The sequence below is a fragment of the Streptomyces sp. NPDC088197 genome, assembly GCF_044741185.1.
Taxonomy (GTDB): Bacteria; Actinomycetota; Actinomycetes; order Streptomycetales; family Streptomycetaceae; genus Actinacidiphila.
The window spans coordinates 1-26,554 of record NZ_JBIUSD010000007.1 but is presented as its reverse complement, the minus strand read 5'-3'; the positions used below and the strand labels follow the sequence as shown (position 1 = coordinate 26,554).

Sequence of the window (26,554 nt, the reverse complement as noted above, 5' to 3'; positions counted from 1 at the left end):
ACTCGGGCGTATCTCCGCGTATCGCCTTGGACGAAACCGCGCACCGCCGGTTACCGGCGGTGCTACGGTCTGCCAATCGTCCGCCGCTTTCGGGGCGTACAGGCACCGGAGAGCACCAATGCAGAGCCGTATCTCCTCAGGTCCATTAGCCTCCACTCCCCCGCTCGAATCGGGCCCGCCTGCGTCCGATCACCTTCTGCGCGGATTTCGGCAGTCGGAGTTATCCCGAAGGGCCAGACCGCCCGCTTCCCGTTATGCCGTGGACTTCGCGGTACGGGTCGCGCTCATGTCCGCCGGATACGTTCTGGTACTCGCCTTCGCACGGTCGCCGTTCGTCTCGCCCGGCGGTATCGCGTGGTTCGGCGGAATCACGCTTTTCGCACTGGCGTCCGTTTCCATGGTCGGGTCCTGGTTCCACGACGCGGTGCACGGAAATGTGCGCGGCGGCCGGTGGAGGTCGGAAGCCGTGCTGCGTGCGGGGTCGGCGGCGATCGGCCTCGGGCCGCGCTGGTGGTTTCACAAGCACGTGCGGTTGCACCACCGGTACGTGGGAAATCCGGCGTTCGACCCGGACATCCAGTTCGGCTGGTTCGGGCGGGTGACCGCCGAGCAGCCGTGGCACGCCCTGCACCGCGCGCAGCACCTCTACATGTGGCTGCTGCTGCCGTTCTCCACGCTGAACATGCTCAAGCCGAGCGAGCTGTGGACGACACGGCAGGCGGTCGTCCGGCGGGTGGTCGGGCCCCGGGGGCGCGGCTGGCCGTGGTTTCTGCTGGCCGACAAGTACCTGCCGCACGCCGTTGTCTGGATTCCGGTCTTCCTGGTGCTGCCGACGCGCCGGGCGCTGCTGACGTATCTGCTGTTCCACTTGATATGCGGGACCTTCGTCTCGCTGATCACCCAGGTGCAGCACAATACGGATCTGGCCGAATACGGTCCTTCCGTCGACGGAACGGAATCGCTTTCCGCTCAGCTCTCCCGGTCCACCGACGTGGGCGGCGGCCGGGGATTCTGGTACTGGCTCAGCGGCGGCACGACGTATCACTGCGTCCATCACCTCGCGCCCACGCTGACCTTTCCCGAACTCCCGGCGGCGACGGAACGTCTCGTCGCCCTGCTCGCCGGAACCGAAATGGCGGTACGGACGCATCCGTCGATGTGGGCGGCCGTGAAATCGCACGGCCGGCTCATCCGGGCGCTTTCCGTGCCGGAGAGCGGCACGGGACAGAACTGCACGGGACAGAACTGCGCGGGACAGAACTGCGCGGGACAGAACTGCGCGGGAAAGAACCCGGCACCGCAGGACACCGCTGGACACGGGGGGAAACTGTGACCGCACCGACCACCGGACCGATTCCCGTGCCGACCGCCGGGGGCGCCGGAGGCGCGGGGGGGCCGACCCCGGTCCCGCCCCCTGGCCCGCCTCCCACGCCCGTCCCGATCACCTCCGAAGCGCTGAACATCAAGCCCTTCCTCGTCGAGCCGATCCTCGTCTCGCGGCTGCTGAAGAAACGGTCCGTGACGCCGGGCCCCGTCGGCAGCCCCGAGGACGAGCGGTCGCCGTACGTCGTCGCGATCTGGGCGGTGCTCCTCGCCTGCCTGCTCGTGTCCTGGTCGGCGCTGATCATGAACTCGTTCTACCGGCCGCACTGGGACCTCAGCGTGCTCTCGGACGTGTGGTCGTTCCTGTCGCGGCGCGAGAGCGCGGACCCGGACGCGAACGCCGTACCGTTCCTGCGCGACTACCCCTCCTGCATCCTGACCTTCTCGATCGCCTGGTCCGTCCCGCTGGTCTACGGCATCTTCCGCAGCCTCCAGACCCTCCACGAGAGCCTGGACAAGTCCGGCTGCATCCGCTGCGACGACCAGGCGCGCGCCCACCTGAAGTCGGCCGTGGACGACCTCAACGCCAAATACGCCAAGCACGGCAAATACTCCTGGCTGGTGCTGCTCGGCATCGTCGCCGTCGTCACCGGCATCAACCTCCGCCTCCAGGGCCACCTCTTCCACTTCCTGGGCTCCGACGCGCTGTACGACCAGTGGTGGGGGCGGGCCGCGCCGGTCACCTTCGGCGGTGTGGTGTGGATCTTCATGGGCACGGTCGGGATGTACATGGCGTACGCGGAGGGCGTCGTCGGCATCCACTACGTCAAATTCCTCAAGCAGTTGAAGAACGAGTACAAATTCGGCACCAACCCGCTCAACCCCGACAACTTCTACGGCTGGGCGAAGCTGCGGCAGGCGGTGTCCAACCTCCAGGGCGGACTCACCTGCACCTTCGCGACGTCCTTCGCCATGTTCTTCTTCCTCCAGCCGGCCATCGGCACCTATCCGACGCTGTTGTGCCTGGCGGCTTTCGTGGGCATGGTGCTCTATGTGTTCATCGGCTCGATGACGCACATCAGGCGGCAGGTGCGGGTCGACCGCAAGGAGCAGATCGACCAGATCATCGCCGCCATGCCGGACCCCGACTCGACCGATCCGTCCGCCGGGGTGCGCTACCTGGTGGCGCTGCAACGCCTGCGCGACGTACAGAAGTTGCCGTCCATGCCGATCCGAAACGGCCTGCTGTTCGCGGGCGCGTTGTCCGTCCTCGCGCCGACGGTCGCCATCGCCGTCCAGGTCATCAAGCTCATCAAGCCGTAGCCGTAGCCGTAGCCGCTGGCCGTGGTCGCCATCCCCGCGATCACCGTACTCACCGTAGTCAAGGAGCCCCGATGCTTTCGGTCGCTGTTCAAGGTGGCGCGATGCGGTCCATCTACGCGCTGGGGGTCGTCCGCGGCATGGTCGACCTCGGCATCCACAGCAAGGTGGGTTCCGTGCACTCCTCCAGCGCCGGGTGCGTGGCCGGGGCGGTGCTCGCCGGGCAGGCGCGGGCCGACGACGCGCCGGACCTCACCGGGCTGGTGAAGACGTTCCTGGACGACCTCAGCGGCCGGAACTTCATCGACAGCAGGCGCGTGACGAAGATGGTCGACGTCGACCTGCTCGTCTCCGTCATCCGCGAGCAGACCGGGCTCTCGGTGGCCAGCCTGACCAAGCACGCGCTGACCTTCGAAGTCGCCGTCACCAACGCGGTCACGTCCATCGCCGAGTACTTCGACCTCGGCCGGTGCACCTCGGACGCCGAACTCTTCGAGGTGCTGCGGGCCACCATGGCCATCCCGGTGCTCTACCACCGGCGGGTCCGGCTGCGGTCCCAGACGTACGTGGACGGCGGCATCTCCGACCCGCTGCCGCTGCTGCGCGCGCTGGCGCGCAATCCGAGCGCCGTCATCGCCGTCTCCACGGTCGGCGCGGGCTCGCTCGGCCACCACCTCAGCGGCAAGGAGGCGCTGGTCATCCGTACCGCGCCCGGCATATCCGCCCCGGTGCGCGGCCTGATGCTCGCCTACAACCCGCTGGCGCGGGTCTCCGAACAGATCATGGTCCAGGGCTCGTTCGGGTCCGTCCCGATCCACCGCGTCACCCCGTCCGACCCGGACGTCCTGACCAGCCGGACGGAGACCGACCGCAAACGGCTGCTGCGGGCCGAGGAGTTGGGGTACGCCGACGCCCTGGCGGCGCTGTCCGACTGCGAGTTCGAGGACTTCTCGGAGGCAGGGGCGGGCTAGGGCCTGTCCGGCGGGCCCTAGAGCCGATGGGCGGCCTCGGTCGCCCAGTACGTGAGGATCATGTTCGCGCCCGCCCGGCGGATGGACGTCAGCGTCTCCATGATCGCGCGGTCGCGGTCGATCCAGCCGTTCGCGGCGGCGGCCTCGACCATCGCGTACTCACCGGAGATCTGATACGCGGCGACGGGCACGTTCACCTCGTCGGCGACGCGGCGCAGCACGTCCAGATAGGGCAGGGCGGGCTTGACCATCACCATGTCGGCGCCCTCCTCCAGGTCCAGCGCCAGCTCGCGCATCGCCTCACGGAGGTTGGCCGGGTCCTGCTGATACGTCTTGCGGTCGCCCTTGAGCGAGGAGTTGACGGCCTCGCGGAAGGGGCCGTAGAAGGCGGAGGCGTACTTCGCGGTGTACGCGAGGATCGCCACATCCTGCTTGCCGATCTCGTCCAACGCGTCGCGTACGACGCCGACCTGACCGTCCATCATGCCGGAGGGGCCGACCACGTGGACGCCCGCGTCGGCCTGGACCTGGGCCATCTCGGCGTAGCGCTCCAGCGTGGCGTCGTTGTCGACGCGGCCCTCGGCGTCGAGCACGCCGCAGTGACCGTGGTCGGTGTACTCGTCCAGACACAGGTCGGACATCACCACGAGCGCGTCGCCGACCTCGGACACGACGTCGCGGATGCCGAGTTGGAGGATGCCGTCGGGCTCGGTGCCCTGGCTGCCGACCGCGTCCTTCACCTCGGGCACGCCGAAGAGCATGATGCCGCCGACCCCGGCCGCCGCCGCTTCCGCCGCCGCCTTGCGCAGCGAGTCGCGGGTGTGCTGGACGACGCCGGGCATGGAGGAGATCTCCTGCGGGGCGCTGATGCCCTCGCGGACGAACATCGGCAGGATCAGCTCCGCCGGGGACAGCCGGGTCTCGGCGACCATGCGGCGCATCGCCGGGGTCGTCCGCAGACGTCGCGGGCGCGCGCCCGGAAACTCGCCGTATTGGCTGCTCATGGCTGCGCCGCCTTCCCGTGGGTCCGAACCCGTGGAGATCGAGGCACCCTCACGATCGAGGGCTCTCTCCCACGGTACGCCCGCTCCCGGTGTGCTTTTCCCGACGCCCAGTCGGCTCCGCAAAGGCCCGCGGCAATGCGGAGGAGAAGAAGATCCGTTCGCTTCCGCGCCGCGCAATTCGTCGGCCGCCGCCGTATCCGCGGAAAGGCGGCCACCGGAAATTCGGGCGTTGCCGACGGGCCATCGGCGTCGCGGCCCAGGGGGTGTCGCGGCCTGGTGAATGCGCCTTGCCGATGCGGGCCGGGCTCACCCGGAGAAGAAGCGCGCCTCCGGGCAGCGGTGCGAGGGGCGGTCGTAGCCGGGCGAGGCGAGGTCGTCGTAGAGCGTGGTGCCCATCGAGCGCGGGTCGCCCGCGCCGGGCGAGGAGAGGACGACCGGGTACGGGCCGCGGGGCACGAGAAATCCCCGGTGGGCAATTGCCGACCGGGGATCGCCACGCGTATATTGGTTTCTTCTGCGCGCATTCAGCGCACATGAGAAAGGCGCCGATCACGGGGCCAACAAGAAGAACCATATCCGACGGGGAGCCGTTTTGTCAAATCGGGAAAGCGTCGAATTGCGGGAAGAGCAGGAATTCATCGACCGCGTCCACGCGCGGGTCGACGCGCTGCGCGGTGTGGCGGCGCAGGGCGTCGAGGACGCGCTGACGCCGGTCGGCACCGGCCTCCAGGCGCGGCTCGAACGCGACATCCGGGTCGCGGAGCGCTCCGGCCTGCTCGCGGCGCTGAACGCGGTCGACGGTTCGCTGTGCTTCGGCCGCGTCGACCGCTCCGACGGCGCCACGCACCACATCGGCCGGATCGGCATCCGCGAGGACGACGCCGACCGTACGCCGCTGCTCATCGACTGGCGCGCGCCCGTCGCCCGCCCCTTCTACCTCGCCACCGGGCACACCCCGATGGGCCTGCGGCGCCGCCGCCACATCGCCAGCGAGGGCCGCACCGTCACCGAGCTGCACGACGAGATCCTGGACCTGGCCGACGGCGAACGCACCGGCTTCGAGGACCCCAACGGCGACAGCGTGCTGCTCGCGGCGCTCAACTCCGCGCGCACCGGCCGGATGGGCGACATCGTGCGGACCATCCAGGCCGAGCAGGACACCATCATCCGCGCCCCGCACCGGGGCGTCCTGGTCGTGGAGGGCGGCCCCGGCACCGGCAAGACCGCCGTCGCCCTGCACCGGGCCGCGTTCCTGCTGTACGAGCAGCGCGAACTGCTCTCCAAGCGCGCGGTGTTGATCGTCGGCCCCAACCCGGCGTTCCTGCGCTACATCGAAGAGGTGCTGCCCGCCCTCGGCGAGACCGGCGTCCTGCTCGCCACCCAGGCCGAACTCTTCCCCGGCGTCCACGCCACCGGCACCGACACGCCGCGCGCCGCCGCCGTCAAGGGCGGCGAGGAGATGGCCGAGGCGCTGGCGACGGCCGTCCGCGACCGGCAGCAACTGCCCGAGCCCGGCGCCCCGTTGATCATCCGGCACGACGACGGCGACCTCATCCTCGACTGGGAGATCGCGTACGAGGCCCGGCAGGCGGCCCGCGACACCCTGCTGCCGCACAACCTCGGCCGCCCGCACTTCGTCTTCCGCGTGATCGACGCGCTGACCGCTCAGCTCGCCGAGCGGATCGGCGCCGACCCGTACGGCGGGCCCAACTTCCTCGGGCCCGACGACATCGCGCTGCTCGGCCGGGCCATCGCGGCGAGCAAGGAAGTCCACGCCGCCGTCGACGAGTTGTGGCCGCCGCTGACCCCCGAGGCGTTCCTGGCCGACTATCTGGCCGCGCCGGTGTACCTGCCCGCCGAGGACGCCGACGCGATCCGGCGCCCGCGCCCCGACAACCCCCTCGACGCCCCGTGGACGCCCGCGGACGTCCCCCTGCTGGACGAGGCCGCCGAACTCCTCGGCGTGGACGACAGCGCCCGGCTGGCGGCCGAGGAGGCCGTACGGCAGGAGCGGATCGCCTACGCGCAGGGCGTGCTGGAGCTGTCGCGGGGCTCGGAGTCGTACGAGTTCGAGGACGAGGAGTCCGAGGTCCTGGCCGCGCACGACATCATCGACGCCGAGCGGATGGCGGAGCGGCACGAGGAGGACGACCACCGCAGCGCGGCCGAACGCGCCGCCGCCGACCGCACCTGGGCGTTCGGGCACATCATCGTGGACGAGGCGCAGGACCTGTCGCCGATGGCGTGGCGGCTGCTGATGCGCCGCACCCCGACGCGTTCGCTGACGCTGGTCGGCGACCCGGCGCAGACGTCGGAGGCGGCGGGCGTCGGCTCGTGGGAGAACATCCTGCGGCCGTACGTCGGGGACCGCTTCGAGCACGTCACGTTGAAGGTCAACTACCGTACGCCCGCCGAGATCATGGAGCTGGCGGCCAGGGTCGTACGGGCGCAGGACCCGCGGTACGTCCTGCCGGTGTCGGTGCGGTCGACCGGCGAGCGGCCGTGGACGCGGGACGCGGGCGGGGATCTGGCGGGGACGGTCGCCAAGGCCGCCGCGGAGCTGACGCCGCTGCCGGGGCAGGGCCGCCTGGCGGTGATCGCGCCGCGCGAGCTGCACGAGGAGATCGCCGCCGCGCTGGACGGTGTCACGGCGGGCGAAGCGCCCGACCTGACCCGGCCGTTGGTGCTGCTGGCCCCGCGCCAGGCCAAGGGCCTTGAGTTCGACCATGTGCTGGTCGTGGAGCCCGCCCGGTTCGGATCGAGCGACCTGTATGTGGCGCTCACCCGCGCCACGCAGCGCCTGGGCGTCGTCCACCGGGAGCAACTGCCCCCGGCGCTGCGGTAGTCGTGGGCCCGTGGGGCCCACCAGGTCCTCGACGCGGGCCCTGGGTCCGGGCCCTGGACGCGGGCCTCAGATCCGGGCCTCAGATCCGGGCCCTAGACGCGGGCCCTTCTGCGCGAGCCGGGACGGCGCTCGCTGGGACGGGTCACCGGGTCGCCCGCCTCCTCGGCCGCGACCCGGCGGGCCGTACCGAAGTCGGCGAGGGCCTGCGCGAGGGCGAGCACGGACGGCTCGGGCGACATGACGTCCACCCGCAGCCCGTGCTCCTCCGCCGTCTTGGCGGTGGCGGGCCCGATGCAGGCGATCACGGTGACATTGTGCGGCTTGCCCGCGATGCCGACGAGATTGCGCACGGTCGAGGACGAGGTGAACAGCACCGCGTCGAATCCGCCGCCCTTGATGGCCTCACGGGTGTCGGCGGGCGGCGGCGAGGCGCGCACGGTCCGGTAGGCCGTCACGTCGTCCACCTCCCAGCCCAGCTCGACCAGTCCGGCCACCAGCGTCTCGGTGGCGATGTCGGCGCGCGGCAGGAAGACGCGGTCGATCGGGTCGAAGACCGGGTCGTACGGCGGCCAGTCCTCCAGCAGCCCGGCCGCGGACTGCTCGCCGCTGGGCACCAGGTCCGGCTTGACGCCGAACTCCACCAGCGACTGGGCGGTCTGCTCGCCGACCGCGGCGACCTTGATACCGGCGAAGGCCCGCGCGTCGAGCCCGTACTCCTCGAACTTCTCGCGCACCGCCTTGACGGCGTTCACCGACGTGAAGGCGATCCACTCGTAGCGTCCGGTCACCAGGCCCTTGACGGCCCGCTCCATCTGCTGCGGGGTGCGCGGCGGTTCGACCGCGATGGTCGGCACCTCGTGCGGCACGGCGCCGTACGAGCGGAGTTGGTCGGACAGCGACGCCGCCTGCTCCTTCGTGCGCGGCACCAGGACCCGCCAGCCGAACAGCGGCTTGGTCTCGAACCACGACAAGTGCTGGCGCTGGGCGGTGCGTTCGCCGACGACGGCTATCGCGGCGATCGGTCCCTCGGGCGTCGGCAACGCCTTGGTCGCCTTCAGCTCCGCGGCGATGGTGGCCAGCGTCGCGGTCCAGGTGCGCTGCCGGGTGGTGGTCCCGGCGACGGTCACCGACAGCGGGGTGTCGGGCTTGCGTCCGGCGGCGATGAGTTCCGCGGTGGCGATCGCGACGGTCTGGAGCGTGGTGGAGACCACCAGCGTCGCGTCGCTCGCGCCCACCTCGTTCCAACAGCGGTCGCCGGCGGTGGCCGCGTCCACGAAGCGCACGTCACTGCTCAAGTGCACGCCCGCGTAGGCGGGTACGCCGACGGCGGCGGCCACGCCGGGCACGACCTCGAACGGGATGCCCGCGTGGGCACACGCCAGCATCTCCTCGGCCGCGGACGAGTCGAGGCCGGGGTCGCCCGCGACCGCACGGACGACCCGCTTTCCGGTCCGCGCGGACGCCATGACAAGCTGGGTGGCAGCAGCCGAGACAGCGGAGATGTCCAACACCTCGCCGTCTGCGGCGGGTTGGGCCGTGCCCACGTCCGCGCGGGCGTGCGTGCGGACCACGTCGAGCACCGGCGCGTCGCCGACCAGCAGGTCGGCACGGGCCAGCGCCTCCACAGCGCGCAAGGTCAGCAGCCCGGGGTCTCCGGGCCCGGCACCGAGGAAGGTGACGTGGCCGGAAGAAGGTCGGTTGGAACCGGCGGTCCCGGCGGTGTTCGTCGTTGCAGCGACGGCGGCGGGGTTCAAAGTGCGCGCTCCCCCATAAGACCGGCCGCACCCTTGGCGAGCATCTCGACGGCCAACTCGCGCCCGAGGGCACGCGCTTCGTCGTCGGACGCCGGTACGGGGCCGGTGATGGACATCTGCACCAGTGAGGCGCCGTCGGTCGTGCCGACGACACCGCGCAGGCGCAGCTCGGTAGTCTGCCCGTCGGCCACGAGGTCGGCGAGCGCGCCCACAGGGGCGGAGCAGCCGGCTTCGAGGGCGGCGAGCAGGGATCGCTCGGCGGTCACGGCGACCCGGGTGAACGGGTCGTCGAGCTCGGCGAGCTGTGCGGCCAACTCCTGGTTGGAGGCGGCGCATTCGACCGCCAACGCTCCCTGGCCGGGAGCGGGCAGTACGGCGTCGGCAGCGATCAGCTCGCTCGCCTCCGCGAGCCTGCCGATACGGTTCAGCCCGGCGGCGGCCAGTACGACCGCGTCGAGCGTGCCGGAAGTAACGTACCCGATGCGGGTGTCAACATTGCCACGGATCGGCACCGTCTCCACGGCCCTGCCGTGTGACCGTGCCCACGCGTTGAGCTGCGCCATCCGTCGCGGGGAGCCCGTGCCGACCCGCGCTCCGTCGGGCAGCGTCTCGAACGTCAGGCCGTCGCGGGCCACGAGTGCGTCCCGCGGGTCCTCCCGTACCGGGATCGCCGCGAGCGTCAGGCCGTCCGCCGCCGCGGTGGGCAGGTCTTTGAGGCTGTGCACCGCGAAGTCGATCTCGCCGGCCAGGAGGGCGTCCCTCAGGGCCGACACGAAGACGCCGGTGCCGCCGATCTGGGCCAGATTCTCGCGCGAGACGTCGCCGTACGTGGTGATCTCGACCAACTCGACCGGGCGGCCGGTCAGTTCCGTCACCTGGGCGGCGACCATGCCCGACTGCGCCATCGCCAGCTTGCTCCGCCGCGTCCCCAGCCGAAGGGGCTGCGCCCCGTGCGAGGAGGGTGCCCCCTCGACGGCTTCCTCGCGCACGGAGGGTGCCCCCTCGGGGGCGCGGGGCACCGCGGCCTCAGCCGCGGCGGCGCCGCTCGTCTGCGCCGGGTCCAGCGGGGCACTGCCGGTTGTTCCCGGACCACCGGCCGTCACCGGCCGGCCGCGCAGTTCCCCGCGCCCCTGCGGGGCACGTCCAGCCGCGTCCGGCACCGCCTCAGACACCTCGCGCCCACCCGGCGGCAGCCCCAGATCAGACACAGCCCCGGGCTCGTGCGGGGCACCCGTCTCGTTCATTCAGCGGCCTCGATTCGGTTCTGGGACGCCCAGGGTGGTGCGGGTCGGCGCGGAGCGGACGGCGGCTACGGCCTGCGGGTCGAGGTCGAAGAGCTCGCGCAGGGCGTCGGCGTAGCCCGCGCCGCCCGGTTCGCCCGCGAGCTGCTTGACCCGCACGGTGGGCGCGTGCAGGAGCTTGTCGACGACGCGGCGCACCGTCTGGGTGATCTCGGCGCGCTGCTTGTCGTCCAGATCGGGCAGCCTACCTTCGAGGCGGGAAAGTTCACCCGCCACGACGTCGGCGGCCATGGCGCGCAGCGCCACCACGGTGGGCGTGATGCGAGCGGCACGCTGAGCCGCGCCGAAGGCGGCGACCTCTTCGGAGACGATGGCGCGCACGGCGTCGACGTCGGCGGCCATGGGCGCGTCGGCGGACGCGGCGGCCAGCGACTCTATGTCGACCAGGTGCACGCCGAGCAGGGCGTGCGCGGCCGAGTCGATGTCGCGCGGCATGGCGAGGTCAAGCACGGCGAGGTCGGTGCCCGCCGGGCGCTCGGCGAGGGCGGCGCGCAGGTCGTCCGCGCTCAGCACCAGGCCGGTCGCGCCGGTGCAGGACACCACGACGTCGGCGGTGCGCAGCGCGGCGGACACCTCGGACATGGTGATCGCGCGGCTGTCGAGGGCGCCGTTGTCGGAGGCCAGGGTCGCCGCGAGGCGCTCGGCCCGGTCGACCGTGCGGTTGGCGATGGCCAGCTCGCGCACGCCCGCGCGCGCGAGCGTGGCGGCGGCCAGGGAGGACATGGAGCCCGCGCCGACGACGAGGGCGCGGCGGCCGGCGAGCGGTCCCGTCGTCACGGCGAGCTGGTCCAGGCCGAAGGTGACCAGGGACTGGCCCGCCCGGTCTATCCCGGTCTCGGAGTGGGCGCGCTTGCCGACCCGCAGGGCCTGCTGGAACAGGTCGTTGAGCAGCCGCCCCGCGGTGTGCAGCTCCTGCCCCGCGGCCAGCGCGTCCTTGATCTGGCCGAGGATCTGGCCCTCGCCGACGACCATGGAGTCCAGCCCGCAGGCCACGGAGAGCAGGTGGTGGACGGCCCGGTCCTCGTAGTGCACGTACAGGTGCGGGGTCAGCTCTTCGAGGCCGACGCCGCTGTGCTGGGCGAGGAGCGTGGACAGTTCGGCGACCCCGGCGTGGAACTTGTCGACGTCCGCGTACAGCTCGATGCGGTTGCACGTCGAGAGCACCACCGCCTCGGCGGCGGGCTCCGCGGCGAGCGCGTCCTGGAGCAGCTTGGCGCGGGCGTCCCCGGTGAGCGCGGCCCTTTCCAGGACGCTCACGGGTGCGCTGCGGTGGCTGAGTCCGACGACGAGAACGCTCATGCGGGCATCACGGCGGGTACGTCACCGTCCGGGTCCTGGCGGTCCTCGCCCGCCTTGCGCTGCTCGTGGAAGGCGAGGATCTGCAGCTCGATGGAGAGGTCGACCTTGCGTACGTCGACGCCGTCCGGAACGGTCAGCACGGTCGGCGCGAAGTTGAGGATCGAGGTCACACCGGCGGCCACGAGGCGGTCGGTGACCTCCTGGGCGGCGCCGGCGGGCGTGGCGATGACGCCGATCGACACCTGGTTGTCGTCGACGATCGACTCCAGCTCGTCGATGTGGCGGACCGGGAGCCCGGCGACCAGACGGCCCGCGAGGGCGGGGTCGGCGTCCAGCAGCGCGGCGACCCGGAAGCCGCGGGAGGCGAACCCGCCGTAGTTGGCGAGCGCGGCGCCGAGGTTGCCGATACCGACGATGACGACCGGCCAGTCCTGCGTGAGGCCCAGCTCACGGCTGATCTGGTAGACGAGGTACTCGACGTCGTAGCCCACGCCACGGGTCCCGTAGGAGCCGAGGTAGGAGAAGTCCTTGCGCAGCTTGGCCGAGTTGACCCCGGCGGCGGCGGCGAGTTCCTCCGACGACACGGTGGGCACCGAGCGCTCGGAGAGTGCTGTCAGTGCCCGCAGGTACAGCGGAAGTCTGGCGACGGTGGCCTCGGGAATCCCTCGGCTGCGGGTCGCCGGTCGGTGAGATCGGCCAGTTGCCACGGTGCTCCTGCGGGTAGAGCTGGGCTGAAGACGACCACGGTCTTTGGGGCCGCCCCGTGGACAGCAGGCTATGTCTTTGTGAACGCGTGCACAAAGATGGTGTCCGATTTGCCCGGCGGACGTGACCGGCATCACGCGCTCCCATTACGGACATTGGGCACCATTCGCCGTGCGGAATCGTTGCTGCGGCGCTTCCAGAGTGCGTCAACGACCCCCGGTAGGCCAGTGGCCTGCGGCCATTCCACCGCGGCGGCCTGCGCCAGCCGCTCGTCCAGAACGGCGGATTCCGCAAATTCGACCGATTCCGCACCCCGAACGTAGTGCGAGAACAGCTCAGCCGTCGCACGGGCGTCACCCAGCGCGGTGTGCGCGTGCCACTCCGTGACGCCCGCTGCCTCGGCGCAGTCGCGCAGTGACAGTCCGTGCGGAACGGGCAAGCGGGCGGCGGCCATCCGCATCGTGCAAAGTTCTGGTATAGACGGCAGCCGCACCCCGACGCGGGCGTACTCGGCGGCCAGGAACGAGCGGTCGCACCCCACGTTGTGCCCCACGAGCACCCGGCCGCGCAGCAGGCTTAGCAGCCGGGCCGCGATGCCGTCGAACGAGGGCGCCCCGCCGAGGTCGCCGCCCTCGATGCCGTGGATGTGCGTCGGGCCGACCGGGCCGTGCGGATCGACGAGCGTCGTGAACTCGCCCTGCGGAGTCAGGTCCTTGTCCAGCAGTACGACCGCCAGCTCCACCACCCGGTGCCGCCGCGACGACGAACCGGTCGCCTCGACGTCGACCACGGCAAAGCCGTACGCCGAAGCCTGGCTCGGAGCCGAGAGCACGCGGTCACACTCCTCACGCATCGCCCCCGGCCGTACAAAACGACCTCGATCGTAATCGAATGTGCGCGAGTGCGAGTAACGCCCGCATATCGCCTGTGACACAGGTGCAGTACGGCCGCACGGAGGGTCACGGGTGACAGGTGGTGCGACCCGGCGCCGTACGGGGGCCGGACCGTCCGGCGCACAATGGCCCGTATGACGAACGACGACACCGCGGCGGCGGCCGTGCGCACGGTCACGCTCATCGGCAAGCCCGGCTGCCACCTGTGCGACGACGCGCGCACCGTGATCGAGAAGGTGGCGGGCGAGACCGGCGCGGCCGTGGAGGAACGGGACATCACCCGGGACGAGGCGCTGTACGCGCGGTACTGGGAGCAGATCCCCGTCGTCCTCATCGACGGCGAACAGCACACGTTCTGGCGTGTGGACGAGAAGCGGCTGCGCGCGGCGCTCACCGCGGGCTGACCCGGCCGGGACCCGCAGCCGGTCACTGTCCGGTCGTGCGGCGTTCACGCCCCCGCATCGTGCGCGAACAGGGCTTGACGCGCCGGGTGGTTATGCTCGCGGTATGGCCGCACGCAGATGGCTCACCCCCCGTAGGCAGGCCGGCACCGAGCGCAGTGTGCTGGCAGGCGAGGCCGCGGCACTGGCCGCGGAGACCGCCCTGGCCACCAAGACCCGGCTGCGGGACGCGGTTTCCGCCGGGCCGGAGGAAACCGTCACGTCCGCGAGATCCGCGGCGTCCGCGAAATCCGCCAGGACGGGGAAGCCGGACGAGCCCGCGGAACCTGAGTTCCCGGCGCACGACCAGCCCCGCGCGGCGGCCTTCTTCGACCTCGACAACACCGTGATGCAGGGCGCCGCGATATTCCACTTCGGCCGCGGCCTGTACAAGCGGAAGTTCTTCGACACCCGCGACCTGCTGCGCTTCGCCTGGCAGCAGACGTACTTCCGCATGGCGGGCAACGAGGACCCCGAGCACATGCAGGACGTGCGCGAGAGCGCGCTGTCCATCATCAAGGGGCACCGCGTCGAAGAACTGATGTCCATCGGCGAGGAGATCTACGACGAGTACATGGCGGGCAAGATCTGGCCCGGCACCCGCGCGCTCGCCCAGGCCCACCTGGACGCCGGGCAGCGCGTCTGGCTGGTGACCGCCGCACCCGTCGAGACCGCCACGATCATCGCCCGCCGCCTCGGCCTGACCGGCGCGCTCGGCACGGTCGCCGAGTCGATCGACGGCGTCTACACCGGGCACCTGGTCGGCGAGCCGCTGCACGGACCCGCGAAAGCCGAGGCCGTACGCGCCCTGGCCGCCGCCGAGGACCTGGACCTGTCGCTGTGCGCCGCGTACAGCGACTCCTCCAACGACATCCCGATACTGTCCCTGGTCGGCCACCCCTACGCCATCAACCCCGACAGCAGGCTGCGCAAGCACGCCCGCGCCGAGGGCTGGCGGCTGCGCGACTACCGCACCGGGCGCAAGGCCGCCAAGATCGGCATCCCCGCCGCGGCCGGGATGGGCGCGGTGGCGGGCGGCGCCCTGGCCGCCGTCGCGATCAGCCGCCGCCGGCACTCCTGACGCAGCCGTCACGGGACGCCTGTGACCCCCGTGACGCCGCGGATCCGCCGTGCCGCGGGGCGTCCGAAGTGGCGGGAGCGACACGCGTGAACACGAGCACAACACGCTCTCTCCGCGACCATTTCACGAGCAGAAGTGGTCAACTAAGGGCGCCTGTTCGATAATTGCTCGATCACCATTCCGCTTAGGAAGTGGCGGAAACGGCGATTTGAGCAACTCGGTGTAGCGTCGCCTGTACGAAGCGTTATTCTCCTCAGACGCATTCCGGTACCCACACGTCGCCACGACGAGTGAACGGTCCCGTACTGCACGTGATGGAAGTTCTGCCTCTGGGAGTCCCGTGTACCCACACGACGGGGTTGACACCTCTGGCCTGGCTGCGTTGCGCGCACTGGTGGTTGACCGCCTGATGCGCACAGTCCCCACGTACGCCGCGCCCGCCTTCGCCACGTCCGGTCCCACCGTCCCCGGCCACGCTTACGCGCTGGCCGAAGTCAGCACAGCCGCAGGCAGACGCACCCGCAGCAGCTCCACCAGCACCACCGGCGCGGGCAACGGCTCCGGCGGCGGTCAGTCGACCGCCACGACCACCGCCCGCCGCCCGGCCTCCGACACCGACAGCGGCCGGATGATGGACCTGGTCGAAAGGGCCCAGGAAGGCGAGACCGAAGCCTTCGGACGGCTCTACGACCACTACTCCGACACCGTCTACCGCTACATCTATTACCGCGTCGGCAGCAAAGCCACGGCCGAGGATCTGACGAGTGAGACGTTCCTGCGCGCCCTGCGCAGAATCGGTACCTTCACCTGGCAGGGCCGTGACTTCGGCGCGTGGCTGGTCACGATCGCCCGCAATCTGGTCGCCGACCACTTCAAATCGAGCCGGTTCCGGTTGGAAGTGACCACCGGTGAAATGCTCGACGCGAACGAGGTCGAGCGCAGCCCCGAGGACTCCGTTCTGGAGTCGCTGTCGAACGAGGCGCTGCTCCAGGCCGTGCGCAAGCTCAATCCGCAGCAGCAGGAGTGCGTGACGCTGCGGTTTCTCCAAGGTCTCTCGGTGGCCGAGACCGCCCGCATCATGGGCAAGAACGAGGGGGCGATCAAGACCCTCCAGTACCGGGCGGTCCGCACCCTGGCCAGGCTGCTACCGGAAGACGCCCGGTGAGTCCGCGTTGTCCCGTACCCCGGCAGGCCGTCATTCGGCCTATCAGTCCGATCATCAGAGCCGACCCGATCATCAGACCTGCGTAACCCAACTGGCCCGGCACTCGTTGCATCACATGCAGACATATCTGTGCCGCGCGCTGCCTGTTGCTGTTCACTCGATCGGGTGGACGGCAGCCGGGAACGCAACCTTCCGGGCGGCATGGGGAGTCGAGTGTGGATGACGAGAGGAGGTGCCGCCCGTGATCGGACAGGCAACGGCACACCGCCGGGCGAACGCCTTCGCCCAGGCCCTTGAGGACGCTGCTGTCCTCGACGAGACCACCGGCGAGCGCGGTGGCGGCGGTGCCGGACCGGCGAGCGGGCAGCACGGCAGCCATGCCGCGGCCCGGCACGCGGATCCCGAACAGGACTCGCTGCTGTCGCTCGCCGCGGCCATCGGCGACCGGCCGGCGCCCGTACTGGACGCCGAGAAGAAGACCGTCCAGCGCGCGCAGCTCATCGCCGCGATGGAACAGGCCATCGCCGACGGCAGTTTCGAGGTCACCGGCCGGGTTCCCGAGCAGCGCTCGGAGGGCACCGGCGGACACGGGGCCCACCGGCTGCGCAAGCTCACCCCGCGCTCCCGGCTGTCCCGGCGGCTCGCGGTCGGCGGCCTGTCCGTCGGCGTCGCCGCCGGTGCCTTCGGCGGAGTCGCGGCGGCCAGTACGAACGCGCTGCCAGGTGACACCCTCTACGGCCTCAAGCGGGGCATGGAGGACCTGAAGCTCGACATGGCGGGCAGTGACGCCTCCCGCGGCAAGGTCTACCTCGACATGGCCTCCACGCGCATGCAGGAGGCCCGGCGGCTCATGGACCGGCAGCGCGGCGGACAGCTCGACGACGAGTCCGTCGGCGATGTGCGCAAGGCGCTGTCCGGCATGCGGCAGGAGGCCGCCGAGGGACACCGGCTGCTCACCCAGGCGTACGCGAAGGACGGCTCGCTCCAGCCGATGGCGCTGCTCAACACCTTCGCCGCGTCGCACCGGCAGGGCTGGACCGAGATGCGGGGCAAGCTGCCCAGCCAGCTCACCGATGTCTCCGACCAGGTCTCGTCGGTCTTCGCCGCCATAGACGATGACGTTAAGCCGCTCGAATCCGTGCTCCCCAAGCCGAAGGACGACAGTTCCTCCGGCTCCCGGGGCCACCGGCGTTCCGGCGGCGGAAGCGACGACGGTACGGGCAGCGGTACGGGCTCCGGCTCCGGCACGCCGTCCGCGCCCGCGTCCGGGGACAGCAAGTCCGGGCAGGCGCCGAGCGGCAACCCGTCGGCGTCGCCCACCACCCCGCAGCACGAGGGCCTGATCGGCGGCCCGCTGCTCCCGCCCCCGCCGAACAGCACTCCCGGCAGCGGCAACGGCGCCACGGACACCCCGTCCACCTCCGCCACCCCGCCCCACTCCGTCACCCTCCCCCCGCTCCTGCCCGGCCTCCTCCCCGGCCTCGGCCTCGGCGTGGACGACTCGAACGACTAGCACCACCGCACACCCAAGGGCGGCCGGCTCCCCGCGAGGAGAACCGGCCGCCCTTTCACGTTCAGAAGAACACCGCCCGACGCGTGGCGGGGTCGCCCTCAGAAGAAGACGGACCGCCTGTCCACCAGCAGCTTGTACAGGGTGTGCTGGATCGTCTCGCGGACCTGGTCGGTCAGGTTGAAGACGAGCATGGGGTCCTCCGCCGCCTCGGGCGGGTAGGCGTCGGTGAGGATGGGCTCGCCGAACTGGATCGTCCACTTGGTGGGGAGGGGGACGAGTCCGAGCGGCCCCAGCCAGGGGAAGGTGGGGGTGAGGGGGAAGTACGGGACGCCGAGCACGCGCGCGAGGGTGCGGGAGTTGCCGACCATCGGATAGATCTCCTCGGCGCCGACCACCGAGCACGGAATGATCGGCACCTTCGTCTTCAGCGCCGTCGCGACGAATCCGCCGCGCCCGAACCGCTGGAGCTTGTACCGCTCCGAGAACGGCTTGCCGAGTCCCTTGAAGCCCTCGGGCATGACCCCGACGACCTCCCCGCGCTCCAGCAGGACCTCGGCGTCCTCCGCGCACGCCAGCGTGTGCCCGGCCTTACGGGCGAATTCGTTGACCACCGGCAGCATGAAGACCAGGTCGGCGGCGAGCAGCCGCAAGTGCCGTCCCGCCGGGTGGTGGTCGTGCACGGCGACCTGCGTCATGAGGCCGTCGACCGGCAGCGTCCCGGAGTGGTTGGAGACCACCAGCGCCCCGCCCTCGGCGGGGATGTTCTCGATGCCCTTCACCTCGACCCGGAAGTACGTGTCGAAGAACGGCCGCAGCACCGACATCAGCACCTGCTCGGTCAACTCGGCGTCGTAGCCGAATTCGTCGACCTCGTACTCGCCGGTGACCCGGCGCCGCAGGAACGACAGGCCGGAGGCGACCTTCCGCTCCCAGTCCCCGCCGAGCAGCCGGTCGGCGACCCCGCCGAGCGCGGCGGCCAGCCCCGGCCCCTCGTCCCCCGCGGCGGAACCGGAACCGGAAGCGGACCCTGAGGCGGACCCGAAAGCGGACCCGGAACCGGAACCCGTACGCGCCCCCGTGGCGGATTCCGCTTCGGTCCCGCCGCCGCTTCCCTGCGCGGGGACCGCGGCGCCCGTACCGCCCGGCTCTGAGCCCGCCTCGGCCGTCTCCTGGGGCTCCGGCACCTCGGGCACCGCCGCCAGCGGCTGCGTGCCCGGCCCGCCCGCGCCTGACGACCCGGCGCCGTCCTTCTTCCTGGCGCCCGCGGACCGGCCGCCGCGCGACCGGCCGGAACCCGAGCCGGACCCCGGACCCGAGCCGGAACCCGAGCCCGTACGCCGCGCCCGCGAATCGTCGCCGAACGGGATCACCTTGGCGTCTGCCATGGTTCGACTCCTTCTGCCTGGTGCGGTCACGCGTGGTCGGCGTCGGTGGCGTCCGCGGCGTCGGGCGCCAGCGCCGCCGCGGCGAGCCGGTCGACGGCGCGCGCCATCCGGTCCGGCGGCAGCAGCCCGGGCCCGCGGCTGCGCGCGAAGTCGGCGAACGTCTCGGCCGTCGTGTACGCCGGCACGAAACCGAGCGTCTCACGCATCTGCCGGGTGTCCACCACCCTGCCGTGCGTCAACAGCCGAATCTGTTCGCGCGAGAAGTCGGTGACGCCCGCGGCCTTCAGCGTCCGCCCGATCCAGGTGACCGCGGGCAGCAGCACCGGCACGGTCGGCTTGCCGAGCCGCCGCGCGGTCTGCGACAGCAGCAGCACCCCGTCGCCCGCGATGTTGAACGTCCCGCTGTTGAGGGTCCCGCGCCGCGCGTCGAGCGCGGCCAGTACCAGCACCTCGTTCACGTCGTCCTCGTGGACGAACTGCAACCGGGGGTCGTAGCCGAGGACGGTGGGCAGCACGGGCAGCGCGAAGAACTCCGCGAGCGGGGTGTCGGCGTGCGCGCCGAGGATGTTCGCGAACCGCAGCACCGCGACCGCGACGTCCGGGCGGCGGCGCGCGAAGCCCCGCACGTACCCCTCGACCTCGACGGCGTCCTTCGCGAAGCCGCCGCTCGGCAGCGACTTGGCGGGCATCGTCTCGGTGAAGACGGCCGGGTCGCGCGGCGCGGCGCCGTAGACGCTGGTGGTGGACTTCACGACCAGGCGCCGTACGGTCGGGGCCTTCTGGCAGGCGCCCAGGAGTTGCATCGTGCCGATGACGTTGGTCTCCTTGACCTGCGTCCGGCCGCCGGAGCCCATCGTGGTGGTGGCGCTGACGTCCAGGTGCACGACGGTGTCGACCGACGTCTGCGCGAGGACCTTGGCGATCATGGGCTGCCGGATGTCGGCGCGGACGAACTCCGCGGCGCCCAGATCGTGCTCGGGCGGTACGGCGTCGACCGCGATCACCCGGTCGACCTCCGGCTCCCGCAGGACGCGGCGGACGAAACGGCCGCCGATCGGTCGCGCGACTCCGGTGACGAGCACCACCTTGCCCACGGTTCAGCGCCTTCCTACGGGGTTGTACGCACCGTACCCGTTCGTTGTTGCGCCGCAGTGACGGCCCGCTGTGCGGGCCGCCGACGTCACGCCGCTGCCCCCTCCGTCACACCTGCCCCGGAAAACGCCACTGCCCCCTCCGCCGCCTACAGGCGGTGGAGGGGGCAGGAAGAGCGGCGTACTGCGTCGAGCCCGCTTACTTCTTGTTGCGACGCTGAACGCGCGTCCGCTTCAGCAGCTTGCGGTGCTTCTTCTTGGCCATACGCTTACGCCGCTTCTTGATGACAGAGCCCACGACTACCCTCGCTTCGTTTTCACTCGGTGCGGGGCGTCCGAGCCCACACGACCTACGTCGGCCAAGCCTACCCGCCCGAGGCGGACGAGCATAAACCGAGCCCCACGCAGGCGGTCAGCGGCCCTCGGCGGGCGAGATCAGGCAGATTCCCCCACCCCCACCCCCACATAGGACTCACGCAGGTAGTCGTGGACGGCCTGCTCCGGAACCCGGAAAGACCTCCCCACCCGGATCGCCGGCAGATGACCGCTGTGCACCAGCCGGTACACCGTCATCTTGGACACGCGCATGACCGCGGCAACTTCGGCCACGGTAAGGAACACGACCTCGTTGAGAGGCCTGGTTTCGCTTGAAGCCATGACACACCTGAACTTTCCGCACCTGACGGCCACCGGCTTCCCCTCCGGCGACTCCAACAGTCAAGTGCGCTCCCCCTCAGATTAGGGGCGCATGATGCAAGTGGGGAAGAGGAGTTGCCAATAGTTGATTACTGTGACAGCCACGCCCGATGGAGTACGTAGCGGGTAAGCGGCCGGTAGTAATCGGACCGCACGGTGTCGTCCAGCGGTACCGCGACCGACACCCTGCCCTCCGCTTCCGCGACGAACACCGCGGGGTCGTCGGAGTCGGCGAGACCGATCGCCTCGATGCCCAACTGCCCTGCCCCGCATACGAATCCGTGGTCCCCGACCACCAGCCGCGGCAGCACTCCGCCCTGCTCCGCGGCAGCCGCGAGGGCCGCTCTGACGGGCAGCGGGGAGTGCGTATGAGCACCCGGTTCGCCCGCCCCCGCACCCTCCTGCGAACCCTCCGCACCAGGCACGGGGCGCACCACGGCGACACCTCCCACGTACCAAAGATTGTGACGCCGTACCCCGAACTGTGTCGGCATATCGACGTAGCCGCCGTACGCAGGGGTGAGAATCACACATCCCGCCGCCGACAGCGCGGCGGCCAAAGAGGCGTAGAAGCCCAACAGCCGATGAGGGTGGCCCGTCCCCAGCAGAACGGGGATACGATCCTGCGCCGCCCTGCCAAGGCGCTCGGCGAAGGCGTCCAGCGCCGCCACCGTGCAGTCCGGGTCGATCGTGTCCTGCCCCGAGGTGTCCGCCGGGTCCGGCGACACACCGCAGCGGTCGGCCATCAGCCGCAGCAACTCAGCCGTGCCCCACTCCCCTTCCGGATCCAGCCCCAGCGTCTGGCGCGGATCCCGCGCCGCGAAGAGCCGGTAACTGTGCAGACTTTTCTCCCTCGGGGTCGAGACCCGTCCCGCCAGCCCGGCCGCCACCAGATGCGCGCGCAGCGCGCCGACACTCAGCACCCCTTGATCGTCCCGACTCCCTCCGTCCGCCGGGTACGAAACCGCCAAAAACACCCCGTGCGGGTGACCCGCGCCGAGTGCGCTCCGGACGTAGAAGACCTACGCCACACGCGTACGCGCTCCGCTGTAACGGGTTACCGAACAACGCGGTGACGGCGTGTGCGAAATTGGGGGATTCCGTGGAGAAGGAGCGCCACGCTCGCCGGAAAAGGGGACAACGCGCTACGGCGTGCCGCCGGACAGGCCCTACGGCAGCAGGCCGTGGAGCGGGAAGACCGCGCGGCGGGTGGCGATCACGGCCTGGTCGAGCCGGTCCGCCGGGTCGTAACCGGAGTCGGCGAAGTCCGCCCAGTGCGGATCACGGCCGTCCGTCATCCGAAGCGGCCCCTGCTGCCGGGTCCGGGCGTAGACCTCGTGCCGCCACTCCTCGGGAACCGGCGTCTTCGGCGCCACCGGCGCGCCCGCCGCGATCCCCACCAGATGCGTCCACGTACGCGGCACCACATCGGCCACCGCGTAACCCCCGCCGCCCAGCGCGACCCAGCGGCCCTCCGCGTGGTCGTGCGCCAGCGCGTGACACGCCTCCGCGACCAGCCGCTGCGCGTCCAGCGACACCGCCAGATGCGCCAGCGGATCCTCGAAGTGGGTGTCCGCGCCGTGCTGCGAGACGACCACCTGCGGCCGGAACGCCGCCACCAGCTCCGGCACCACCGCGTGGAAGGCCCGCAGCCAGCCCGCGTCACCCGTCCCCGCGGGAAGCGCCACATTGACCGCGCTGCCCTCCGCGGACGGCCCGCCCGTCTCCTCCGGCCACCCCGTCTGCGGGAACAGCGTCCGCGGATGCTCGTGCAGCGAGATCGTCAGCACCCGCGGGTCGTCCCAGAACGCCGTCTGCACACCGTCGCCGTGGTGTACGTCCACGTCCACGTACACCACCCGCTCCGCGCCCAGCTCCAGCAGCCGGGCCACCGCGAGCGCCGCGTCGTTGTAGACGCAGAAACCCGCCGCCGCGCCCGGCATCGCGTGGTGCAGCCCGCCCGCGAAGTTCACCGCGTGCAGCACATCGCCCTGCCACACCGCCTCGGCCGCGCCCACCGACTGCCCCGCGATCAGCGCGGACGCCTCGTGCATCCCCGCGAACGCCGGATTGTCCTCGGTACCGAGCCCGTACGACAGATCCGCCGCGGCCGGATCGGCGGACGCCGCCCGCACCGCCGCCACGTAATCCGCCCGGTGCACCAGCGCCAGCGTCGAGTCACCGGCCGCGGGCGCCGCCACCACCGACAGCTCCCGGTCGAGCCCGAAGGCCCGCACCAACCCGCGCGTGAGCGACAGCCGCACCGGGTCCATCGGGTGGCCCGGACCGAAGTCGTACTTGGTTACCCGCTCATCCCACATCAACTGTGCTCGGCCGCTCATGGCCGACACCGTACCCGGCGGGCCCGGCCTCGAAGGACTTGGCGTACAACAGCGTGGCCCCCACCAGCACCATCGGCACGAGCATCGCCCCGCGGTAGCTCCACACATCGCCCAGCGCGCCCACCAGCGGCGAGCCGACCAGGAAACCCACGTAGTTGAAGATGTTCAGCCGCGCGATGGCCGAGTCCGAGGCACCGGGGAACATCCGCCCGGCCGCCGCGAACGTCTGCGGCACGATCACGCACAGCCCGAGCCCCAGCAGCGTGAAGCCCAGCATGCCCACCCACGCCCCCGGCGCCACCGCCACCACCGCGAAGCCCGCCATCGCCAGCACCGTCCCCAGCCGGACGACGGGCGCGGCACCGTACCGCCGCACCCCGAAGTCACCCACCGAACGGCCGATCAGCGTCGTCACCATGTAGACGGCGTACGGCACGGTGGAGAGCTGCTCCGAGCTGTGCAAGGTGTCCTGGAGGTACTTCGCGCTCCAGTTGGAGACCGTCGAGTCACCGATGTACGCGAAGGCCATCACCAGACAGAGCGGCATCAGCAGCCGCATCACGACGGCCTGCTTCTCGCCCCCCAGCTCGGTGGCGGACGGCTGCTCCTGGTCGGCGTACCAGCGGCTCGCCACCAGCGTCAGCGGGATCAGCAGCGCCACCACCGGCCCGTACAGCGCCACCAGCGAGATGTGCCAGTGCGCCCCCGACCACGCCAGACACGCCCCGACGATCCCGCCCAGGCTGTACGAGGCGTGGAAGCCGAGCATGATGCTGCGGCCGTAGGTGTGCTGGAGGCTCACCCCGAGCATGTTCATCGACGCGTCCAGACCGCCGACGCACACCCCGAACAGCGCCAGCGTCACCGCCGCCATCCACAACTGGTCGCCCGCGCCGAGCAGCAGCAGGACCAGGGCCACCACCGGCTGCACCCAGCGCAGCACCGCACTCGGCCTGATCCGCTTCACGACGTACTCGGTCGCCACGCTGCCCAGGCCCGCGAGGATCGGCACCGCCGCCAGGAACACCGGCAGCAGCCCGTCGCTGATGCCGTACCGGTCCTGGATCGCCGGAATCCGGGTGACCAGCAGCGCGAACAGCGCGCCCTGCGCGAAGAAGCTGATCGCGAGCGCGGCCCGCCCGTGCCGCAGCCGGTCGTCCGGCTGCCGGTACTTCACGGGGGCGGCGGGCCCCCCGGGGGCGCTCTGCGCGGCTTCGTCCATGAGCGAGCAGCGTAAACGCGGAAGCTACGGATGAGTAGGTGGCGGGGGTCACAATTGTGATCAACCCGCGCCGGACGGCTCCCCGGACCGCTCCCGCTCACCTCAGCAGCAGGTCGGGCAGCCCTTCCATCGCACCGAACAGGGCCGTCGCGTCGGCCACCTTCTCCGCCGGGGTCATCGCCGTGAACGCGTACACGTCCATCCCCGCCGCGACCGCCGCCCGCACCCCCAACGGACTGTCCTCGACCACCGCGCACCGCTCGGGGGCCACCCCCATCACGGCCGCCGCGTGCAGGAACAGATCCGGCGCCGGCTTCCCCCGCCCCACGTCCTGCGACGAGAAGATCCGCTCCTCCCCGAACCGCTCGTACAGCCCGGTCCTGCGCAGCGCCACCCTGATCCGCTCATGGCTCCCCGACGACGCCAGGCAGTACGGCACCCCCTCCGCCACCAGCCGGTCCAGCACCCCGGCCGCCCCCGCCACCGGCTCCAGCTCCCGTTCGAAGGCCGCGAAGACCCGCGCGTGCAGCTCCTCGTCGAACCCCTCGGGCAGCCGCCGCCCCGACCGCTCCCACACCACGTCGTGCACCCGGTGCACCGCCGCGCCCATGTAGTCCCGGATCGAGTCCTCGTACGTCGTCGGATGCCCCACCTCCGTCAGGTGCCCGGCGAGAATCCGGTTGGATATCGGCTCGCTGTCCACAAGGACGCCGTCGTTGTCGAAGATGACCAGGTCATACCGCATACGGCCACTGTAGTTGGGGGCACGCATCCGGTAGCGTACGGGCCATGTCGAGCCCCGAGGCATCCAAGGCGGGGGCTTTCGGTCACGCCGTCAGCCCCCTGAACCACTGAGTTCGCAGCTCCCTTTCACCGTCCGCCTTTTTCGCACGCTCCTTTTGCGCGGCCTTTCGCGGCCTCTCCGCGCTTTTGAGCGGCCCTGCGGGCCTTGAGCGGCCCTCCGCGCTTTCGTGCGACTCTCCGCGCGGCTCTTCGCGCGGCCATGGCTGGACGGCTGCCGCACCCCGGGTGCTGACCGCGGTGACGAGACGACGTTTTCACGTTTCCTCTCGTGCATCTCCTCACCTCGGAGCCTTTCCCGATGCCTCTCCGTCTCCCTGTTCCGCTGTACCTGCTCGCCATGGCCGTCTTCGCCATGGGCACCTCCGAATTCATGCTGGCCGGCCTCCTGCCGGACATCGCTGCCGACCTCGACGTGACGGTCGGCACCGCGGGCACGCTCACCTCGGCCTTCGCGATCGGCATGGTCGTCGGCGCCCCGCTGATGGCCGCCCTCGCCCGCGCCTGGCCCGCACGCAGCAGCCTGCTCGCCTTCGTCGTCGCCTTCGCGGCGGCGCACGCCGCGGGCGCCGTCACCGACAGCTTCCCGGTCCTGTTCGCCACCCGGATCGTCGCCGCACTCGCGAACGCGGGCTTCCTCGCCGTCGCCCTCACCACCGCCGTCACCCTCGTCTCCCCCGACCGCAAGGGCCGCGCGCTGGCCGTACTGCTCTCCGGGACGACGGTGGCCACGGTCGCCGGGGTGCCCGCGGGCGCGGTACTCGGCACCCTGCTGAACGCGGCCACCTTCGCGAGCTTCACCTTCCTCGCACCGGTCGTCACCGACACCGCGGGCCTCGGCCGCCTGTGGATCTCGGTGGCCCTGATGCTCTTCGGCGCCGGTTCCTTCGCCGGAGTCACCCTCGCGGGCCGCCTCGCCGACCACCGCCCCGGCCTGGTCCTCACCACCGCGGGCCCCCTGCTGCTCCTCGGCTGGCTCGCCCTGGCCCTCCTGGCCGACCGGCCGGCCGCCCTGCTCCCCCTCGTCTTCCTCCAGGGCGCCCTGTCCTTCCTCCTCGGCGGCACCCTGATCACCCGCGTCCTCTACGAAGCAGCCGCCGCCCCCACCATGTCCGGCTCCTACGCCACCGCCGCCCTCAACCTCGGCGCGGCCCTCGGTCCCCTGACCGCCGCCGCCACCCTCCACACGAGCGCCGGTCCCCTCGCCCCCTTCTGGACCAGCGCCCTCCTCGCCCTCCCGCTCCTCCTGTCCTCGACGCCCGGCTGATAGGCGGACTCGAAAACCGGTTTTCCGGTGGGTGGCGGGGAACGCAAAAGAGGCCCGGCGTCGGATCCTAAGATCCGAGGCCGGGCCTCTTCCATAAAAATTGTTCGGCGGTGTCCTACTCTCCCACAGGGTCCCC

23 protein-coding genes and 2 pseudogenes are annotated in these 26,554 nt (G+C 71.2%); 9 read left to right on the top strand and 16 right to left on the bottom strand.

The window, feature by feature from the left end; genetic code table 11:
• Positions 1–118 precede the first annotated feature (118 nt).
• Positions 119–1,129, top strand: a pseudogene (locus ACIOC1_RS18335) (fatty acid desaturase family protein); the annotation flags it as partial.
• Positions 1,130–1,243: 114 nt separating this feature from the next.
• On the opposite strand, the pseudogene ACIOC1_RS18330 reads toward ACIOC1_RS18335, so the two are convergent.
• A pseudogene (locus ACIOC1_RS18330) lies at positions 1,244–1,318 on the bottom strand (hypothetical protein); the annotation flags it as partial.
• Between the two features lie 11 nt (positions 1,319–1,329).
• Here ACIOC1_RS18330 and ACIOC1_RS18325 point away from each other — a divergent pair.
• Positions 1,330–2,646 carry a hypothetical protein gene (locus ACIOC1_RS18325; protein ID WP_401855365.1) on the top strand — a complete coding sequence of 439 codons (1,317 nt, stop codon included), beginning with the start codon at positions 1,330–1,332 and terminating at the stop codon, positions 2,644–2,646.
• A 71-nt stretch (positions 2,647–2,717) separates the two neighbouring features.
• A complete protein-coding gene (locus tag ACIOC1_RS18320; protein WP_355340662.1) occupies positions 2,718–3,614 on the top strand; it encodes a patatin-like phospholipase family protein in 897 nt (298 codons plus the stop codon).
• Between the two features lie 17 nt (positions 3,615–3,631).
• Here the strand turns inward: ACIOC1_RS18320 and hemB are convergent, their stop codons facing one another.
• Both hemB and ACIOC1_RS18310 read right to left on the bottom strand, forming a co-directional pair.
• Complete coding sequence (gene hemB, locus ACIOC1_RS18315) at positions 3,632–4,618, bottom strand: porphobilinogen synthase (protein WP_401855362.1); 987 nt, start codon at positions 4,616–4,618, stop codon at positions 3,632–3,634.
• Positions 4,619–4,924: 306 nt separating this feature from the next.
• Complete coding sequence (locus ACIOC1_RS18310) at positions 4,925–5,074, bottom strand: hypothetical protein (protein ID WP_401855359.1); 150 nt, start codon at positions 5,072–5,074, stop codon at positions 4,925–4,927.
• A gap of 160 nt (positions 5,075–5,234) precedes the next feature.
• Here ACIOC1_RS18310 and ACIOC1_RS18305 point away from each other — a divergent pair, with 160 nt between their 5' ends.
• On the top strand, positions 5,235–7,463 hold the full coding sequence (locus ACIOC1_RS18305; protein ID WP_355340743.1) for an AAA family ATPase: 2,229 nt from the start codon (positions 5,235–5,237) through the stop codon (positions 7,461–7,463).
• Positions 7,464–7,555: 92 nt separating this feature from the next.
• On the opposite strand, the gene ACIOC1_RS18300 is transcribed toward ACIOC1_RS18305, so the two are convergent.
• From ACIOC1_RS18300 to ACIOC1_RS18280, 5 genes are all read right to left on the bottom strand, one after another.
• Positions 7,556–9,217 carry a bifunctional uroporphyrinogen-III C-methyltransferase/uroporphyrinogen-III synthase gene (locus tag ACIOC1_RS18300; RefSeq protein WP_355340670.1) on the bottom strand — a complete coding sequence of 554 codons (1,662 nt, stop codon included), beginning with the start codon at positions 9,215–9,217 and terminating at the stop codon, positions 7,556–7,558.
• Positions 9,214–10,206, bottom strand: coding sequence for a hydroxymethylbilane synthase (gene hemC / locus ACIOC1_RS18295; RefSeq protein ID WP_355340673.1), 993 nt, complete (start codon positions 10,204–10,206; stop codon positions 9,214–9,216). Before hemC ends, ACIOC1_RS18300 begins: the two co-directional genes overlap by 4 nt.
• Before the next feature lie 255 nt (positions 10,207–10,461).
• Positions 10,462–11,817: a glutamyl-tRNA reductase gene (locus tag ACIOC1_RS18290; RefSeq protein WP_401855356.1), complete on the bottom strand. Its 1,356-nt coding sequence runs from the start codon at positions 11,815–11,817 to the stop codon at positions 10,462–10,464.
• Positions 11,814–12,524: a redox-sensing transcriptional repressor Rex gene (locus tag ACIOC1_RS18285; RefSeq protein WP_188281706.1), complete on the bottom strand. Its 711-nt coding sequence runs from the start codon at positions 12,522–12,524 to the stop codon at positions 11,814–11,816. The genes ACIOC1_RS18290 and ACIOC1_RS18285 overlap by 4 nt, the downstream gene beginning before the upstream one ends.
• Positions 12,525–12,655: 131 nt before the next feature.
• Positions 12,656–13,354, bottom strand: a complete 699-nt coding sequence (locus tag ACIOC1_RS18280; RefSeq protein ID WP_355340679.1) for a 3'-5' exonuclease — start codon at positions 13,352–13,354, stop codon at positions 12,656–12,658.
• Between the two features lie 195 nt (positions 13,355–13,549).
• On the opposite strand from ACIOC1_RS18280, the gene ACIOC1_RS18275 reads away from it, so the two are divergent.
• The 4 genes from ACIOC1_RS18275 to ACIOC1_RS18260 all read left to right on the top strand — a co-directional run bounded on the left by ACIOC1_RS18275 (position 13,550) and on the right by ACIOC1_RS18260 (position 17,614).
• Positions 13,550–13,819, top strand: coding sequence for a glutaredoxin family protein (locus tag ACIOC1_RS18275; RefSeq protein ID WP_401308940.1), 270 nt, complete (start codon positions 13,550–13,552; stop codon positions 13,817–13,819).
• A gap of 103 nt (positions 13,820–13,922) precedes the next feature.
• Positions 13,923–14,936 carry an HAD family hydrolase gene (locus ACIOC1_RS18270; protein ID WP_401855352.1) on the top strand — a complete coding sequence of 338 codons (1,014 nt, stop codon included), beginning with the start codon at positions 13,923–13,925 and terminating at the stop codon, positions 14,934–14,936.
• Positions 14,937–15,276: 340 nt separating this feature from the next.
• A complete protein-coding gene (locus ACIOC1_RS18265) occupies positions 15,277–16,101 on the top strand; it encodes an ECF subfamily RNA polymerase sigma factor, BldN family (RefSeq protein WP_355340688.1) in 825 nt (274 codons plus the stop codon).
• Positions 16,102–16,342: 241 nt separating this feature from the next.
• Positions 16,343–17,614, top strand: a complete 1,272-nt coding sequence (locus tag ACIOC1_RS18260) for a DUF5667 domain-containing protein (RefSeq protein WP_401855349.1) — start codon at positions 16,343–16,345, stop codon at positions 17,612–17,614.
• 98 nt (positions 17,615–17,712) lie between these two features.
• On the opposite strand, the gene ACIOC1_RS18255 is transcribed toward ACIOC1_RS18260, so the two are convergent.
• The 8 genes from ACIOC1_RS18255 to ACIOC1_RS18220 form a co-directional block, all read right to left on the bottom strand.
• Positions 17,713–18,999: a lysophospholipid acyltransferase family protein gene (locus tag ACIOC1_RS18255; protein ID WP_401855346.1), complete on the bottom strand. Its 1,287-nt coding sequence runs from the start codon at positions 18,997–18,999 to the stop codon at positions 17,713–17,715.
• A 26-nt stretch (positions 19,000–19,025) separates the two neighbouring features.
• On the bottom strand, positions 19,026–20,093 hold the full coding sequence (locus ACIOC1_RS18250) for an NAD-dependent epimerase/dehydratase family protein (RefSeq protein WP_355340696.1): 1,068 nt from the start codon (positions 20,091–20,093) through the stop codon (positions 19,026–19,028).
• Positions 20,094–20,289: 196 nt separating this feature from the next.
• Complete coding sequence (locus ACIOC1_RS18245; protein WP_003948845.1) at positions 20,290–20,388, bottom strand: 30S ribosomal protein bS22; 99 nt, start codon at positions 20,386–20,388, stop codon at positions 20,290–20,292.
• Positions 20,389–20,525: 137 nt separating this feature from the next.
• Positions 20,526–20,747 carry a helix-turn-helix domain-containing protein gene (locus tag ACIOC1_RS18240; protein WP_188281714.1) on the bottom strand — a complete coding sequence of 74 codons (222 nt, stop codon included), beginning with the start codon at positions 20,745–20,747 and terminating at the stop codon, positions 20,526–20,528.
• A gap of 128 nt (positions 20,748–20,875) precedes the next feature.
• On the bottom strand, positions 20,876–21,709 hold the full coding sequence (locus tag ACIOC1_RS18235; RefSeq protein ID WP_391052069.1) for a phosphatase: 834 nt from the start codon (positions 21,707–21,709) through the stop codon (positions 20,876–20,878).
• Positions 21,710–21,955: 246 nt separating this feature from the next.
• Complete coding sequence (locus ACIOC1_RS18230; RefSeq protein ID WP_401855343.1) at positions 21,956–23,128, bottom strand: acetoin utilization protein AcuC; 1,173 nt, start codon at positions 23,126–23,128, stop codon at positions 21,956–21,958.
• The gene (locus tag ACIOC1_RS18225) at positions 23,097–24,278 is read right to left on the bottom strand and encodes an MFS transporter (RefSeq protein WP_401855773.1); all 1,182 of its coding nucleotides are present in this window, start codon (positions 24,276–24,278) and stop codon (positions 23,097–23,099) included. The genes ACIOC1_RS18230 and ACIOC1_RS18225 overlap by 32 nt, the downstream gene beginning before the upstream one ends.
• A gap of 169 nt (positions 24,279–24,447) precedes the next feature.
• Positions 24,448–25,095 carry an HAD family hydrolase gene (locus ACIOC1_RS18220; protein ID WP_355340706.1) on the bottom strand — a complete coding sequence of 216 codons (648 nt, stop codon included), beginning with the start codon at positions 25,093–25,095 and terminating at the stop codon, positions 24,448–24,450.
• 357 nt (positions 25,096–25,452) lie between these two features.
• On the opposite strand from ACIOC1_RS18220, the gene ACIOC1_RS18215 reads away from it, so the two are divergent.
• Complete coding sequence (locus ACIOC1_RS18215; RefSeq protein ID WP_401855340.1) at positions 25,453–26,418, top strand: MFS transporter; 966 nt, start codon at positions 25,453–25,455, stop codon at positions 26,416–26,418.
• Positions 26,419–26,554: the final 136 nt, after the last annotated feature.